Below are 13048 nucleotides of genomic sequence, written 5' to 3'. Positions count from 1 at the left end.
TTCAAAATTTTGAATGGTTAAGCGCTTTGGTAATTTGTGCTTTCAGCATCGCCCCATAATTCTTCAATGCCATAAAAGTGGCGCTTTTCGGTTTTAAAAATGTGCACAACCACATCAAAATAATCTAATATTATCCAATCAGCCGATTCAAAACCTTCTTTATGTCTTGGATCTGCCTGAGTGGCCTTATATATTTCCTTCTCTACACTATCTGCAATAGCCTTTACTTGCGTACCAGAATTGGCACTGCAAATAATAAAAAAATCGGCAACTGAGCTATGAATGTTACGAAGGTCTAACCGCACTATATCTTCTCCTTTTTTTTCCTGAATGCCGTGTACAGCCAATTCAGAAAGGTATGTAGAAAGGGGTACTATTTTCTTTTTTACCATTAAAATGCTTTAATTTTGGAATTAAAATTCTATAAATTCAACACTTGCAAAATAACACTTTTTCAACACTATTTGTTGGTCAAAATATCATCAAATTGAAAGAAGTTGATTCTACTAATAATTATTTAAAGAATCTGGCTTCAAAATCCGAGCCATTAAGCGAAGGTACTGTAATAATGGCAGACCATCAATTTTCAGGTAGAGGGCAGCAAGATACCATCTGGCAAACCGAGCCTGGTAAAAACATCAGCGCCAGCTTATTTTTAAAGCCGGGCTTTTTACCTATTCAGAAACAATTTTATTTAAATATGGCTGTTAGTATTGCAATAAGCGAGGCTTTATCTGCTTTTTTACCAAATGCCGTAAAAATAAAATGGCCAAACGACATCTATTATGATGGTAAGAAAATGGGTGGAATTCTGATAGAAAATTCACTGTCAGGTTCATTGATTAAATCATGTGTAATTGGTTTCGGTTTGAACATTAATCAGGCAAAGTTTCTACCAGAGCTTGATTTAAAAGCAACTTCTGTTTTTCAAATTTTACATAAGAATGTTGATTTACAGCTCATACTGGAAAAAATATTCGTTTATATGGAGAAATACTATTTAAATTTGAAAACAGGCAAATACAGTTTTCTTAATGAAATCTATATTAAACAGCTTTTAAATTTTGAAACACCTGCCCGATATAAACAAAACGGTCGGGTTTTTGAAGGTGTAATAAAAGGCGTTAGGGAAAACGGTATTTTGGCCATGGAAATTAATGGAGAAATACACGATTTTAGTTTTAAAGAAATAGAATACATACACACAAAATAAACACACAATGAAAAAAATCACTCTGGCACTTTCTTTAGTGCTTTTTACTATCATGGGCGCTTTCGCTCAGATAGAAAGACCGGTAACATGGTCTTACGTTGCAAAAAAAGTAAGTAAAACCGAAGCTGTATTATATATTAAAGCATCTATTGATGATAAATGGCACATTTACTCTCAAAATGTTAAAAGCGGAGGACCGGTAAAAACGACTTTTGCTTTTGCGCCTTCTAAAGATTACAGCCTTGTTGGTAAAACAGCAGAGCCTAAAGCCATTACTAAATACGAAAATACCTTTAAAATGAATGTAAGTTATTTTGAAGATCAGGTTATTTTTCAGCAAAGAATTAAGCTAAATAAAAGCACTACAGCCGTTAAAGGAAAAGTAGAGTTTATGACTTGTAACGACAGAGAATGTCTTCCGCCAGAAGAAGTTGAATTTAGTATTCCTGTAAAATAAAGAAAAAAATTAACAGAAAGAGTTCCGAAATATCGGGACTCTTTCTGTTTAAAGTAAAATCTGCACCCATGGTTCTTATAGATTAATGGTTTTCGTTAATTTCGCCACTTCAAAAACACACATAAATGAAAAAGGTAATATTGTTACTTATGTTTTTTGCGATGCTAACCGCATTGCCAATTGCAAAAAGTAATGCTCAAAGCCAACAAGATACAGTTAGCGCAACCGTTCCTGATGATCTTCAGTTTACAGAAGTTGGTTCAGAAAAAGATAAAGCAGCGAATAGTCAGATAAAAGATTCAGTTTCTAAAGATACCGTAACCGCGGTGAAGAATGCTACAAGCGTTAAATCTGTTGAAGCTAAGCAATCTTTATGGGTTACTTTTGGCCTTGGTATCTTAGCTGGAATTGCAGCTTTTTTTCTTCCATGTATTTTTCCAATGGTTCCTTTAACTGTTGGTTTTTTCACTAAGCGGGCAGAAAGTAGAGCAAAAGGTATTCGAAGCGCCATAATCTATGGCTTATCTATCATTGTTATTTATGTAGGGCTTGGTGTAATCATAACCCTTATATGGGGTGCAAGCGCATTAAATGAAATATCGACAGATGGATTTTTTAACATCTTCATATTTTTGATATTAATTATTTTTGGAATATCTTTTCTTGGTGCATTTGAAATTACATTACCAAGTTCTTTTGTTAATAAACTTGATGCAAAATCTGATTCAAAGGGATTAAGCGGAATATTTTTCATGGCGGCAACCTTAGCTGTTGTGTCTTTTTCTTGTACCGGGCCGCTTATTGGTACATCATTAGTTGCTATCAACACAGATTTACTAACTCCGGTTGTAGTAATGTTTGGTTTTTCTTTATCGTTGGCAACAATCTTTACAATTTTTGCAATATTCCCAAGCTTAATGACAGGCTTACCAAAATCGGGAGGGTGGTTAAACTCGATTAAAGTGTTTTTGGGTTTTCTTGAATTAGGCTTATCGTTAAAGTTTTTATCAACTGCAGATTTAGCCTACCATTGGGGAATATTAGATCGAGAAGTTTTTCTTGCCATCTGGATTGTTTTAGCTATACTTTTAGGCGTTTATCTTTTAGGGAAAATTAAATTTTCTCATGATAGCGATTTGGCATACGTTTCTGTGCCAAGGTTATTCATTTCTATTGGAGCATTTGTTTTTGCAATTTATTTAATACCGGGTTTATTCGGTGCGCCCTTAAAAGCAGTTAGTGCTTTAGTTCCGCCCTTATCCACTCAAGATTTTGTAATAGGCCAGGAAAGTGCAACTTCAGCTCCGGCAATAACCCATTCAAAAAGGAAATATTCAGACTTTTTACACATACCTCATAATATTGATGGCTTTTTCGATTATGAGGAAGCCTTGGCCTATGCTAGAGAGGTTAAAAAACCATTGTTTCTAGATTTTACAGGTCACGGATGTGTGAATTGCCGCGAAATGGAGGCAAGAGTTTGGTCTGACCCACGTGTGCTTAAAAAATTAAAAGAAGATTATATCGTTGTATCCTTGTATACAGATGATAAAACTGAATTACCGGAAAAAGAACAATTCGATTCTAAAATTTTGCAAACCAGAGTAAATACGATTGGTAAAAAATTGAAACATCTACAAGCCGAAAGATTTAATACAATTTCGCAACCATATTACGTACTTTTGGGTACCGATGAAAAAGAATTAGTTTCTCCGCCAATTGGTGTAGAATTTGACATTGAAAAATATTTGCAGTATTTAGATAAGGGATTATCTGAATTTGCCAAGAAACAAAAGAATGAATAAGATAAAAAACATTGGTGTTTTAACCTCCGGAGGAGATTCTCCGGGCATGAATGCCGCAATCAGAGCAGTTGTAAGAGCATCAATTTATTACGATATTGAAGTAACAGGTTTTCTTCGCGGATACGAAGGTTTGATTAATGACGATGCGTTGCCAATGGATCGTAAATCTGTTGCAAACATTATTCAACGTGGCGGTACAATTTTAAAAACGGCTCGTAGTGATGCTTTCAGAACAACTGAAGGCAGACAAATAGCTTATAATAATTTAAAAAATCGTGGCATCGATGCCTTAGTAGTAATTGGTGGAGATGGTACGTTTACAGGCGCAAATGTTTTCGCTCAGGAATATGATTTTCCAATAATTGGCTTACCAGGTACTATTGATAATGATTTAGCCGGAACCGACCTTACTATAGGTTATGATTCTGCAATAAATACTGTTGTTGATGCCGTAGATAGGATTAGAGATACAGCAGAATCTCACGACAGACTTTTTATTGTAGAAGTTATGGGTCGCGATTCTGGGTTAATCGCTTTGCGTAGCGGTATTGGTGTTGGCGCTGAGGCTATTATGATTCCGGAAGCAAATATGAATGCGGATGATATTCTGCACAAATTAGAGCATAGCCGTAAAGATAAAGCTTCAAAAATTATTATTGTTGCCGAAGGCGATGATACGGGCGGCGCCATTAAAGTGGGAGAAATTTTACAGGAAAAATATCCGCATTACGATACTAAAGTTTCTGTTTTAGGGCACATTCAGCGTGGCGGAAAACCAAGTTGTATGGATAGAGTTTTAGCAAGTCAGTTAGGCGTTGCGGCGGTTGAAGGCTTAATAAACGGAGAGCGGAGTAAAATGGCAGGTCAAATGAATAGAGAGATTGTTTTTACGCCTTTCGATCATGCTATAAAACACATCGATGCTGAAAAAGTAAGTTCTAAATGGCTAAAATTGATAGATATTCTGTCTTTTTAAAGGCAAAATTATTATAAAAAAGAAAAGTCCTTCCCGCACCGGAAGGACTTTCTCAATTATGCTCGGATTGCACCGAAACAATATTTTAATCTTCTAAAATAACGGCTGTTCCGCTTGCTGTAACCATAAGCATACTGCCTCCTGTTCCAACAGTTTCGTAATCTAAATCTACACCCACAATAGCATTTGCACCCATTGCAGCTGCATATTGTTGCATTTCGTTAACTGCGATATCCTTACCTTCACGTAAAACACGCTCATAAGAACTCGAACGGCCGCCAACAATATCTCGAATTCCGGCAAACATATCTTTAAAAATATTGGCACCAATAATGGTTTCACCGGTTACCAAACCAATATATTTTACTATTCTCTTGCCCTCAACAGAAGGCGTTGTGGTTACTAACATAGTTTCGATTTTTTTGATATTTAGAATTCATTTTTCTCTAAATGTTACAATTTTTTTGAAAAGCCTGGCTTAATGTTATTAGGTTTATTCCGTCCCGCTTTTCTTTCAATCTTTTGTTAATGTCAGTCTGAGCTTGTCGAAGACCTGCTCCAAAAGTATTTACACTTCAATCGGGTTTAATATCCTCAGGTTTCTACAGCTATTTTCGTCTTGTACCAAATCGCCAAAAAATAAATTTATGTAATCTATAAAGATTTTGCATCAATAAGTAAAATCTGATATTATGAAAACATCTAAAATCCTACTCATCCTTACTTCTATAATTATTCCTTTTCTCTCAATGGCTCAAATGCCGGTAATGAAAATTAAAGGCACAGATCAAAAAGAAATGGTGAGTTTAAAAAACCTTAATATCGATGTTCAAATTACAGGGAACATTGCCATCACTACAATGACGATGACTTTCCACAACAATACAAATGCAGTTTTAGAAGGTGAATTAACATTTCCAATGCCCGAAGGTGTAAGTGTTAGTAGGTATTCTTTAGACATTAATGGTAAAATGCGTGAAGCTGTTCCGGTAGAAAAAGCAAAGGCTACGGAGGTTTTTGAAAGCATAGAACGCCGCCGTGTTGACCCAGGTTTATTGGAAAAAATAGAAGGAAATAACTTTAGGACAAGAATTTATCCGCTACCGGCAAAAGGAAGCCGAACCATAATTGTTGGTTATGAAGAGGAGCTTCGGTTTAGTAAAAATCAAGCTTTAAAATATCATTTGCCTTTAGATTATAATCAGGAAGTGGAGAATTTTAGTTTAAAAACCACCGTTTTTGAAAGCATTTTAAAGCCAGAATTAAGCGAGTTGCCTGATGGAAGTTTTAATTTAAAAGCTAACGGAAATACTTACGTTGGCGAAATTAATAAACGCAATTATGCTCCAAAAAATGGTTTAACCATCAGCTTGCCAAAAAGAAACGATTTACCTGAAATTCAAATGCAAAAAGCATCAAATGGTTATTATTTTTTAGTTAATGTTTTCCCTAAAGCGCAAAGCAGACCTAAACAATGGGCAAATCATATTGGTTTAATTTGGGATAATTCATTAAGTGGTTTACAACGAGATACCAAAAAAGAAATTGAATTGCTGGGTTTAATAATCGCTCAAAAGAAAAACCTAACCATAAGCCTTGCAACAATAAATAACCAATTTAAAAATAAAGGCACATTTACCATTGCTAACGGGAATTGGGCAAAGCTGAAAGATGCAATTGAAAACATGGTTTACGATGGCGGCACTAATTTTAGTGCGGTAAAGCAACAATCATTTCAGGCTGATGAATATATTTTATTTAGTGATGGACTATCAACTTTTGGGAAAAATGTAATCTCTTTAAATAAGCCAATACATTGCATAAACACCTCATTGAAAGCAGACTATAGTGCCTTGAAATATATAAGCCTTAAATCTGGCGGTAAATTTGCTAATCTTAATACTCTTTCTGCAAACGAAGCTTTTAACGATTTGAATGAAGAAAGTTTACAGTTTTTGGGCATAAAAAATGGTGCAGATGTTCGCCAAACCTATCCATCAATGCGTGTAAATGTAAACGGACATTTATCCCTCGCTGGAATTTTGAATGGCTTAAACACCGAAATTATCCTTCAGTTCGGTTATGGAAATTTGGTTAGTTCACAGCAAATTGTGCGGTTAAACGGAACAGAACATGCACTTAATAGTATCGATGTTAGTCGCGTTTGGGCACAAAAGAAAATTGCCGAAATGGATATTCAATACGAGGCTAATAAAGAAGACATCAGCATGTTAAGCAAACAGTTCGGCATTGTAACCCGAAATACCAGTTTAATTGTTTTAGAAAACCTTGATGATTATTTGCGATACGATATTATTCCTCCGGCAGAGTTGAGGCAACAATATGATTTAGTTTTGAAACAACGCAGAATGGACATTCAGGAGCGTAAAACAGACCTATTAAATGCTGCGGTATCTATGACCAAAGACTTAAAGACCTGGTGGAATACTAGTTTCTCTTATAAAGAACCAGTAAAAAAGATAGACGATTATCCAACACCTGTTGAGAACACTGTAATTGTTCCTGATCGTGTACCGCAAAGACAATTCGCTACGGCAACCCCAGCCCCGCTCCGAGCAGAGAAACTTAAAGAGGGCGAAGCAAAAGACGAATTAAATGAAGTGGTTGTGGTTGGTTATGCTGCGCAAGCAAAAAGTATTCAAACCGCCAGTTCCACTGTAATACGTTCTCAGGCAATGAGCAATACTAATTCAGCGTTGCAAGGAAGGGTTGCGGGTGTTTCTATTTCAGGAAACCGTAAATCATCTGCAGAATCTCAACAAGCCATCATTTTCATTCCTGAATTTAAAAGTGATAAGGATTATATGAAAACCTTAGTTGGGAATCCGGACAGTGCCTATCGGGCATATTTAAAAATGAGACCAGATTACATCACTACACCAATGTTTTATTTTGATGTTGCAAATTGGTTTTACCAGCAGAAAGATAGTACAAGGGCTTTAACTATTTTAAGCAGCATAGCTGATTTGGATTTAGAAAATGCCGATTTATATAAAACCTTGGCGTATAAATTAAAACAAACCGGTAACTACGATAGTGAAATTTTCATTACCGAAAAAGTTTTACAATGGCGCCCAATGGATGCACAAAGCTATCGGGATTATGCTCTGGCTTTGGCCGATGCTGGTGAGTACCAAAAAGCATTGAATAATTTATATAAGGTTTTAACGCAAAGTTACAACTCGCAAATTGCTGATAGAGACCAGGGAATTGAAGAGATTGTAATCGCTGAAATTAATAATCTGATTAGCAAACACGGAAACAGATTAAATTTAAATGGAATTGATAAAAGATTAATTCAGCCTTTACCCGTAGATGTACGCGTGGTTTTGAATTGGAATAAAAATGATACTGATATCGATTTATGGTTAACCGACCCAACCGGAGAGAGAGGATATTACGCAAACAACAGAACCAAAATTGGTGGAAGAATTAGTAACGATTTTACATCAGGATATGGACCAGAACAATTCATGATAAAAAAAGCCGTAAAAGGGAAATATAAAATTGAAGTAAACTATTATGGCGATAGGCAAATTAACATCAGCGGACCAACTACCGTCACAGCAGAAATTTACACCCACTACGCATCTGGCAAGCAACAAAGAAAAGTAATCGTTTTACCAATGGCAGCCGATAATAGGAGCGGAAATTTGGTAGGAGAGTTTAATTTTTAATACTATTCGTCATTGCGAGGTACAGTTTATCCCGAACGGTCGGGATAAACTGTACCTCGCAATGACGCGTAGTTGAATTGTAAGTTAATTAAAGCAACAACTTTGCAACATCCTGCCAATTATTTACCCTTTCGTAATCGGTAATTAATAAATTATGTGGTGAGGTATAAAGCAATGGACGCCCTTTAAAATTCATGAAATTTTTAATGCGGTCGTCTATTAAAACATCAACTTCAACAATTTTATTTCCACAAAACATAATGTGCTGCCAATCTAAAAAAGGAAAGTGTTCTGCAAGCCAATCGTATTTATCAACTAAAGAATTTCTAAATTCCATAGCTGCAGAAACAATATAAACATCATATTTTTCTTGCAAGGCTTTAATCACTTCCTGGCTATCAGGTATAACGTCTAAATCGCGAAAAAACCCCGGTTCATTTATATATTCAAGCCATTTTTTATTAACGTCTGGTATTTGCATAAATACTTCGTTGCCCGGTTCAATGGTTAAATCAAGCGGCGACCCAAAATCACGATTGTAAAGTTTTATAAATTTAGGGATGACATCAGCAATAACTTCATCCATATCAATGGCTATTCTCATGGCGGTAAAGATAAATGAACGGGAATGAAGCATCAAGCATAAAAAGGTAAAACCTTAGTTTGGGCGATGTTGATAAGCTTTGGTTTTTATGCTTATTTCATAATCTTTTTTCAATTTGCAAAGTATCAATCAATTACTTATCTTTGCGTCCCCGCAGCACGAAGCTCCGGGAACTATGTTGAATACATAATAAAATTGAAAAATGGCAACTAAAATCAGATTGCAAAGATTCGGTAAAAAAGGGAAACCTTTTTTCCACGTTGTGGTAGCAGATTCTCGCTCTCCACGTGATGGTAAATTTATTGAGCGTTTAGGTTCTTATAACCCAAACACCAATCCTGCAACCATCGAAATTAATTTCGAAAAAACTTTAGCTTGGGTTAACAGTGGTGCACAACCAACTGATACAGCTCGTGCAATCCTTTCTTACAAAGGTGTTTTATACAAAAAACACTTAGAAGGTGGTGTTAAAAAAGGCGCTTTAACTCAAGAACAAGCAGATGCTAAGTTTACAGAGTGGTTAGATGCAAAAGCTGGTAAAATTTCTGGTAAATCAGAAGGTTTAGCAACTTCTAAAGCAGATGCTCGTAAAGCAGCTTTAGCAGCAGAAGCTAAGAAAAAAGAAGATAGAGCAGCAGCAATTGCAGCTAAAAATGCACCAGTTGCTGAAGAAGTTGTTGAAGAAGAAGCTCCGGCTGTTGAAGCTGAAGCATCTGAAGAAGCTCCTGCAGCAGAAGCAACTAAAGAAGAAGGCGCAGAATAATTTTATTTATTTTGATGCAAAAAATAGCGTTTCGATTACTCGGAGCGCTATTTTTATTTAAAGAGATTTTTAAAAGATCGTCATTGCGAGGCACAGTTTATCCCGACCGTTCGGGAAAGCAATCCAATGGAGAATTAATATTGAAACGAGATTACTTCATCTGATGGAATTGGATTCTCAATAGTGAAAATACATAGCGCTTTAAGACATGAAACACGAAGAAGCATTTTACATAGGTTACGTTACCAAAACAAGAGGTTTAAAAGGCGAAGTACAGATATTTTTCGAATTTGACGATTACGAACAACTCGATTTTGATGTGGTTTTTGCTGATATGAACGGCAAATTAGTTCCTTATTTTGTGGCATCGGCAAAGTTGCAGGCAAATAAAACCGGCTATTTTAATTTTGATGATGTAGATCATATCGATAAAGTGCAGCCGCTTTTAAAAAAGAAGCTTTATTTGCCAATCGATAAAATGCCTGAACGCAATGAAGATGAGTTCTTTTATACTGATTTAAAAGGATTCTTAGCTATTGATGAAACGCTTGGTGAGTTGGGTTCAATTATCGAAGTAAATGAATATCCTCAGCAATTTATAGCAACAGTATTGTACAAAGAAACTGAAATTCTTTTTCCTCTAAATGAAGATTTTATAGTTGAAATTGATGATGAAGAGAAGATTTTAACATTGGATTTGCCTGAAGGCTTGCTCGATATTTATCTTGATAAATAGTTTAGAAATATATCTACCTTAAGTCTTATAGACTTGAATCGCCCTAAAACATCCACATTTTTACATTTTCCGTTTTCCATATATTTGTACCATGCGTTTTGATATTATAACCGTTCTTCCTGCCTTATTGGAGAGTCCTTTTGCACATTCCATATTACAACGGGCACAAAAAAAAGGCATTGCAGAAATTGTTGTTCATAACCTGCGTGATTATGCCACTAACAAACAAAAAAGTGTGGATGATTACCAGTATGGCGGCGGTAGTGGAATGGTAATGAGTATTGAGCCATTTGCTGCATGTATTGAAAAATTACAGGCAGAGAGAACGTACGATGAGATTATTTTTATGAGTCCGGATGGTGTTACGCTTAACCAGAGTACAGCCAACGAACTTTCTATCAAAAAGAATATCATCATTTTATGCGGGCATTATAAAGGGATTGACCAGCGGATTAGAGATATTTATGTTACCCGAGAAATTTCTGTTGGTGATTATGTTTTAAGTGGCGGAGAATTGCCTGCAGCAATTGTTGTTGATGCAGTAGTGCGGTTAATTCCTGGTGTTTTAAATGACGAAACTTCTGCACTATCAGACAGCTTTCAAGGTGAACTTTTAGACGCTCCTGTGTACACACGTCCGGCTGATTGGAGAGGACATAAAGTGCCTGATGTGCTGTTAAGCGGACATGAAGCTAAAGTTAACGAATGGAGGCACGAGCAGGCTTTAGAACGCACCAAACAACGCAGACCTGACCTTTTGGAATAGAAGCATTTAACCCTTTCTATTGTGGATTTCATAAAGATTGTGGAAAAAATAAAAATTACTTTTTTTTATAAAAAAAAAACCCTAATATTGCAATCCGATTTTCACGGGTTGAAATATCGATTTAATAGCTTAAAATCATGGATTTAGTAAAATTTGTTGAAGAGCAGGCCATCGCGAAAAAAGATTTTCCTGCGTTCAAGTCTGGCGATACAGTGAGCGTACACTATAAAATTCGCGAAGGTAATAAAGAACGTATTCAGATTTACCAAGGTGTTGTAATTCAACGCAACAGTGCTGGTGCTAACGAAACTTTCACAGTTCGTAAAATTAGTAACAGTGTTGGTGTTGAGCGTATTTTCCCTATCAATTCTCCAAACATCGAGAAGGTAGAAGTTAATAGCTATGGTAAAGTTCGTAGAGCGAAATTATTCTACTTACGTGCTTTAACTGGTAAAGCTGCTCGTATCAAATCTTTAAGAAAATAATATTCTTTATTATAAGATATAGCCTTCACGATTAATTTCGTGGAGGTTTTTTCGTTTATACCGCTACGCTATGTTAGATTCTGCATTTTTTGAACAGGTTTTTTGGGGTAATACCGTAAAAGCTTATTGCCTTTTTGGCGGTATTCTGTTCTTTGGGTTAATTTTTAAACGTATTGTATCCAGGCTTTTAAGTCAGCTACTTTTTAAGCTTTTTAAAAATTTCTCTCAACAAGCTCATGATGATGCATTTGTATCGTTATTAATTAAGCCGATTGAACTTTTCATTCTGCTTTCTACACTTTACCTTTCGGTAAATCAACTAAAACATCCATTAGAAGTCTCAATTTTCCATTATAGTAAATTAGTGGGTAAGGTTAAAGAAGCTATACCGGTTACTATCGGCGATTGTATAGATAGGGTTTTTCTTTTTATGATAATTCTATCCGTATTTTGGATTATCCTAAGGATTATCGATTTTATAAGTCACGTTTTACTATTCAAAGCCTCTTTAACACACAATAAATCGGACGACCAATTAGTGCCGTTTTTAAAGGAGCTCTTTAAAACGCTTGTTATTTTTATAGGTTTCTTTACGCTTTTAGGTTTTGTATTTGAAGTAAACGTTTTAACCTTAATCACCGGGCTTGGAATTGGTGGTATCGCGATTGCGCTTGCAGCTAAAGAGAGTTTAGAGAACCTGATTGGCTCTTTTACTATATTTCTGGATAAACCCTTTGTTGTAGGCGATTTAGTGAAAGTTGATGGCGTAGAAGGAACGGTAGAAAAGGTTGGCTTTAGAAGCACCAGAATTCGTACTTCGGAGAAAACTATGGCAACCATCCCAAATAGGGGTATGATTGATGGTGTTTTGGAAAATTTATCGTTAAGAAACTCACGCAAAGTTGCTTTTACCATTGGCTTAACTTACGAAACCAATGCGGCGGCTGTGAAAAATATAGTGTCTGAAATTGAGCATTATATCATCAACAGAGAAGGAACAGCAGATGTGAACGCTTCTTTCAAAAGCTTTGGTGAATCTGGTTTAAATATCGAAGTTTCGTATTTTGTTGTGATTTTAGATAATGCTGAGTTTCTTCAAATCAGACAGGAGATTAATCTCGAAATTATGGATATCGTAATGAAAAACAAGTCTGGCTTTGCTTACCCAACCCAAAGATTGATAAGTGATATTCCATTAACGCTGCACGATAAAGAAGTTGGTAATGATACAATGGATTAGCGGGTTGCTACGATTGTATAACTTGCATTAATTCTTGGCATGTAACCAATGTTTTTTTGGAAATTAAAGCTCGGTATTTCATCGTTTGCGGCAGCCCCGCTTTTACACTGCAATCTTTTTGTTGTCATCCTGAGCGTAGTCGAAAGACAGAAAACAAAAAGTATTTCCGTTTCAATCGGGTTTATTTGGCTTTGGAAAGCTACTATTAGCATTTGCAATGTGCAGATTTTGGCTAAAGCCGAACGGCAATTAGTAGCGAGCGGTTTTACTAATTAATTTCCATTCATTGCCATTGGTTTCATCCA

At 35.8% G+C, this 13048-nt stretch carries 13 protein-coding genes; 10 read left to right on the top strand and 3 right to left on the bottom strand.

Annotated features, from left to right (window positions below; all coding sequences use genetic code 11):
- Positions 1–17: 17 nt before the first annotated feature.
- The gene (gene rsfS / locus LUA86_RS00335) at positions 18–392 is read right to left on the bottom strand and encodes a ribosome silencing factor (RefSeq protein ID WP_231458553.1); all 375 of its coding nucleotides are present in this window, start codon (positions 390–392) and stop codon (positions 18–20) included.
- A gap of 44 nt (positions 393–436) precedes the next feature.
- Between rsfS and LUA86_RS00330 the strand changes: the two genes are divergently transcribed.
- The 4 genes from LUA86_RS00330 to pfkA all read left to right on the top strand — a co-directional run bounded on the left by LUA86_RS00330 (position 437) and on the right by pfkA (position 4451).
- Positions 437–1213, top strand: a complete 777-nt coding sequence (locus LUA86_RS00330) for a biotin--[acetyl-CoA-carboxylase] ligase (protein WP_231458552.1) — start codon at positions 437–439, stop codon at positions 1211–1213.
- A gap of 7 nt (positions 1214–1220) precedes the next feature.
- Positions 1221–1670: a protein-disulfide reductase DsbD domain-containing protein gene (locus tag LUA86_RS00325; RefSeq protein ID WP_231458551.1), complete on the top strand. Its 450-nt coding sequence runs from the start codon at positions 1221–1223 to the stop codon at positions 1668–1670.
- Between the two features lie 125 nt (positions 1671–1795).
- Positions 1796–3475, top strand: a complete 1680-nt coding sequence (locus LUA86_RS00320) for a protein-disulfide reductase DsbD (RefSeq protein WP_231458550.1) — start codon at positions 1796–1798, stop codon at positions 3473–3475.
- Entirely contained in the window at positions 3468–4451 is a 984-nt protein-coding gene (gene pfkA, locus LUA86_RS00315) for a 6-phosphofructokinase (RefSeq protein WP_231458549.1), read from the top strand. Before LUA86_RS00320 ends, pfkA begins: the two co-directional genes overlap by 8 nt.
- Positions 4452–4536: 85 nt before the next feature.
- Here the strand turns inward: pfkA and LUA86_RS00310 are convergent, their stop codons facing one another.
- Positions 4537–4860 carry a heavy metal-binding domain-containing protein gene (locus LUA86_RS00310; protein WP_231458548.1) on the bottom strand — a complete coding sequence of 108 codons (324 nt, stop codon included), beginning with the start codon at positions 4858–4860 and terminating at the stop codon, positions 4537–4539.
- 283 nt (positions 4861–5143) lie between these two features.
- On the opposite strand from LUA86_RS00310, the gene LUA86_RS00305 reads away from it, so the two are divergent.
- On the top strand, positions 5144–8149 hold the full coding sequence (locus tag LUA86_RS00305) for a VIT domain-containing protein (RefSeq protein ID WP_231458547.1): 3006 nt from the start codon (positions 5144–5146) through the stop codon (positions 8147–8149).
- A gap of 88 nt (positions 8150–8237) precedes the next feature.
- Here LUA86_RS00305 and LUA86_RS00300 read toward each other — a convergent pair whose 3' ends face one another.
- Positions 8238–8753 (bottom strand): 5'(3')-deoxyribonucleotidase, encoded by a 516-nt coding sequence (locus tag LUA86_RS00300; protein WP_231458546.1) that lies wholly within the window; start codon positions 8751–8753, stop codon positions 8238–8240.
- A gap of 202 nt (positions 8754–8955) precedes the next feature.
- Between LUA86_RS00300 and LUA86_RS00295 the strand changes: the two genes are divergently transcribed.
- From LUA86_RS00295 to LUA86_RS00275, 5 genes are all read left to right on the top strand, one after another.
- Positions 8956–9516 (top strand): 30S ribosomal protein S16, encoded by a 561-nt coding sequence (locus LUA86_RS00295; RefSeq protein WP_231458545.1) that lies wholly within the window; start codon positions 8956–8958, stop codon positions 9514–9516.
- A gap of 208 nt (positions 9517–9724) precedes the next feature.
- Entirely contained in the window at positions 9725–10252 is a 528-nt protein-coding gene (rimM, locus tag LUA86_RS00290) for a ribosome maturation factor RimM (protein ID WP_231458544.1), read from the top strand.
- A gap of 91 nt (positions 10253–10343) precedes the next feature.
- Positions 10344–11018: a tRNA (guanosine(37)-N1)-methyltransferase TrmD gene (trmD, locus tag LUA86_RS00285; protein WP_231458543.1), complete on the top strand. Its 675-nt coding sequence runs from the start codon at positions 10344–10346 to the stop codon at positions 11016–11018.
- 137 nt (positions 11019–11155) lie between these two features.
- Positions 11156–11503 (top strand): 50S ribosomal protein L19, encoded by a 348-nt coding sequence (gene rplS / locus LUA86_RS00280; protein WP_353958908.1) that lies wholly within the window; start codon positions 11156–11158, stop codon positions 11501–11503.
- A gap of 70 nt (positions 11504–11573) precedes the next feature.
- Positions 11574–12743, top strand: a complete 1170-nt coding sequence (locus LUA86_RS00275; protein WP_231458542.1) for a mechanosensitive ion channel family protein — start codon at positions 11574–11576, stop codon at positions 12741–12743.
- Positions 12744–13048: the final 305 nt, after the last annotated feature.

The sequence above is a fragment of the Pedobacter sp. Leaf132 genome (assembly GCF_920984695.1).
Lineage (GTDB): Bacteria > Bacteroidota > Bacteroidia > Sphingobacteriales > Sphingobacteriaceae > Pedobacter.
This window is presented reverse-complemented; position numbering and strand designations above follow the sequence as displayed.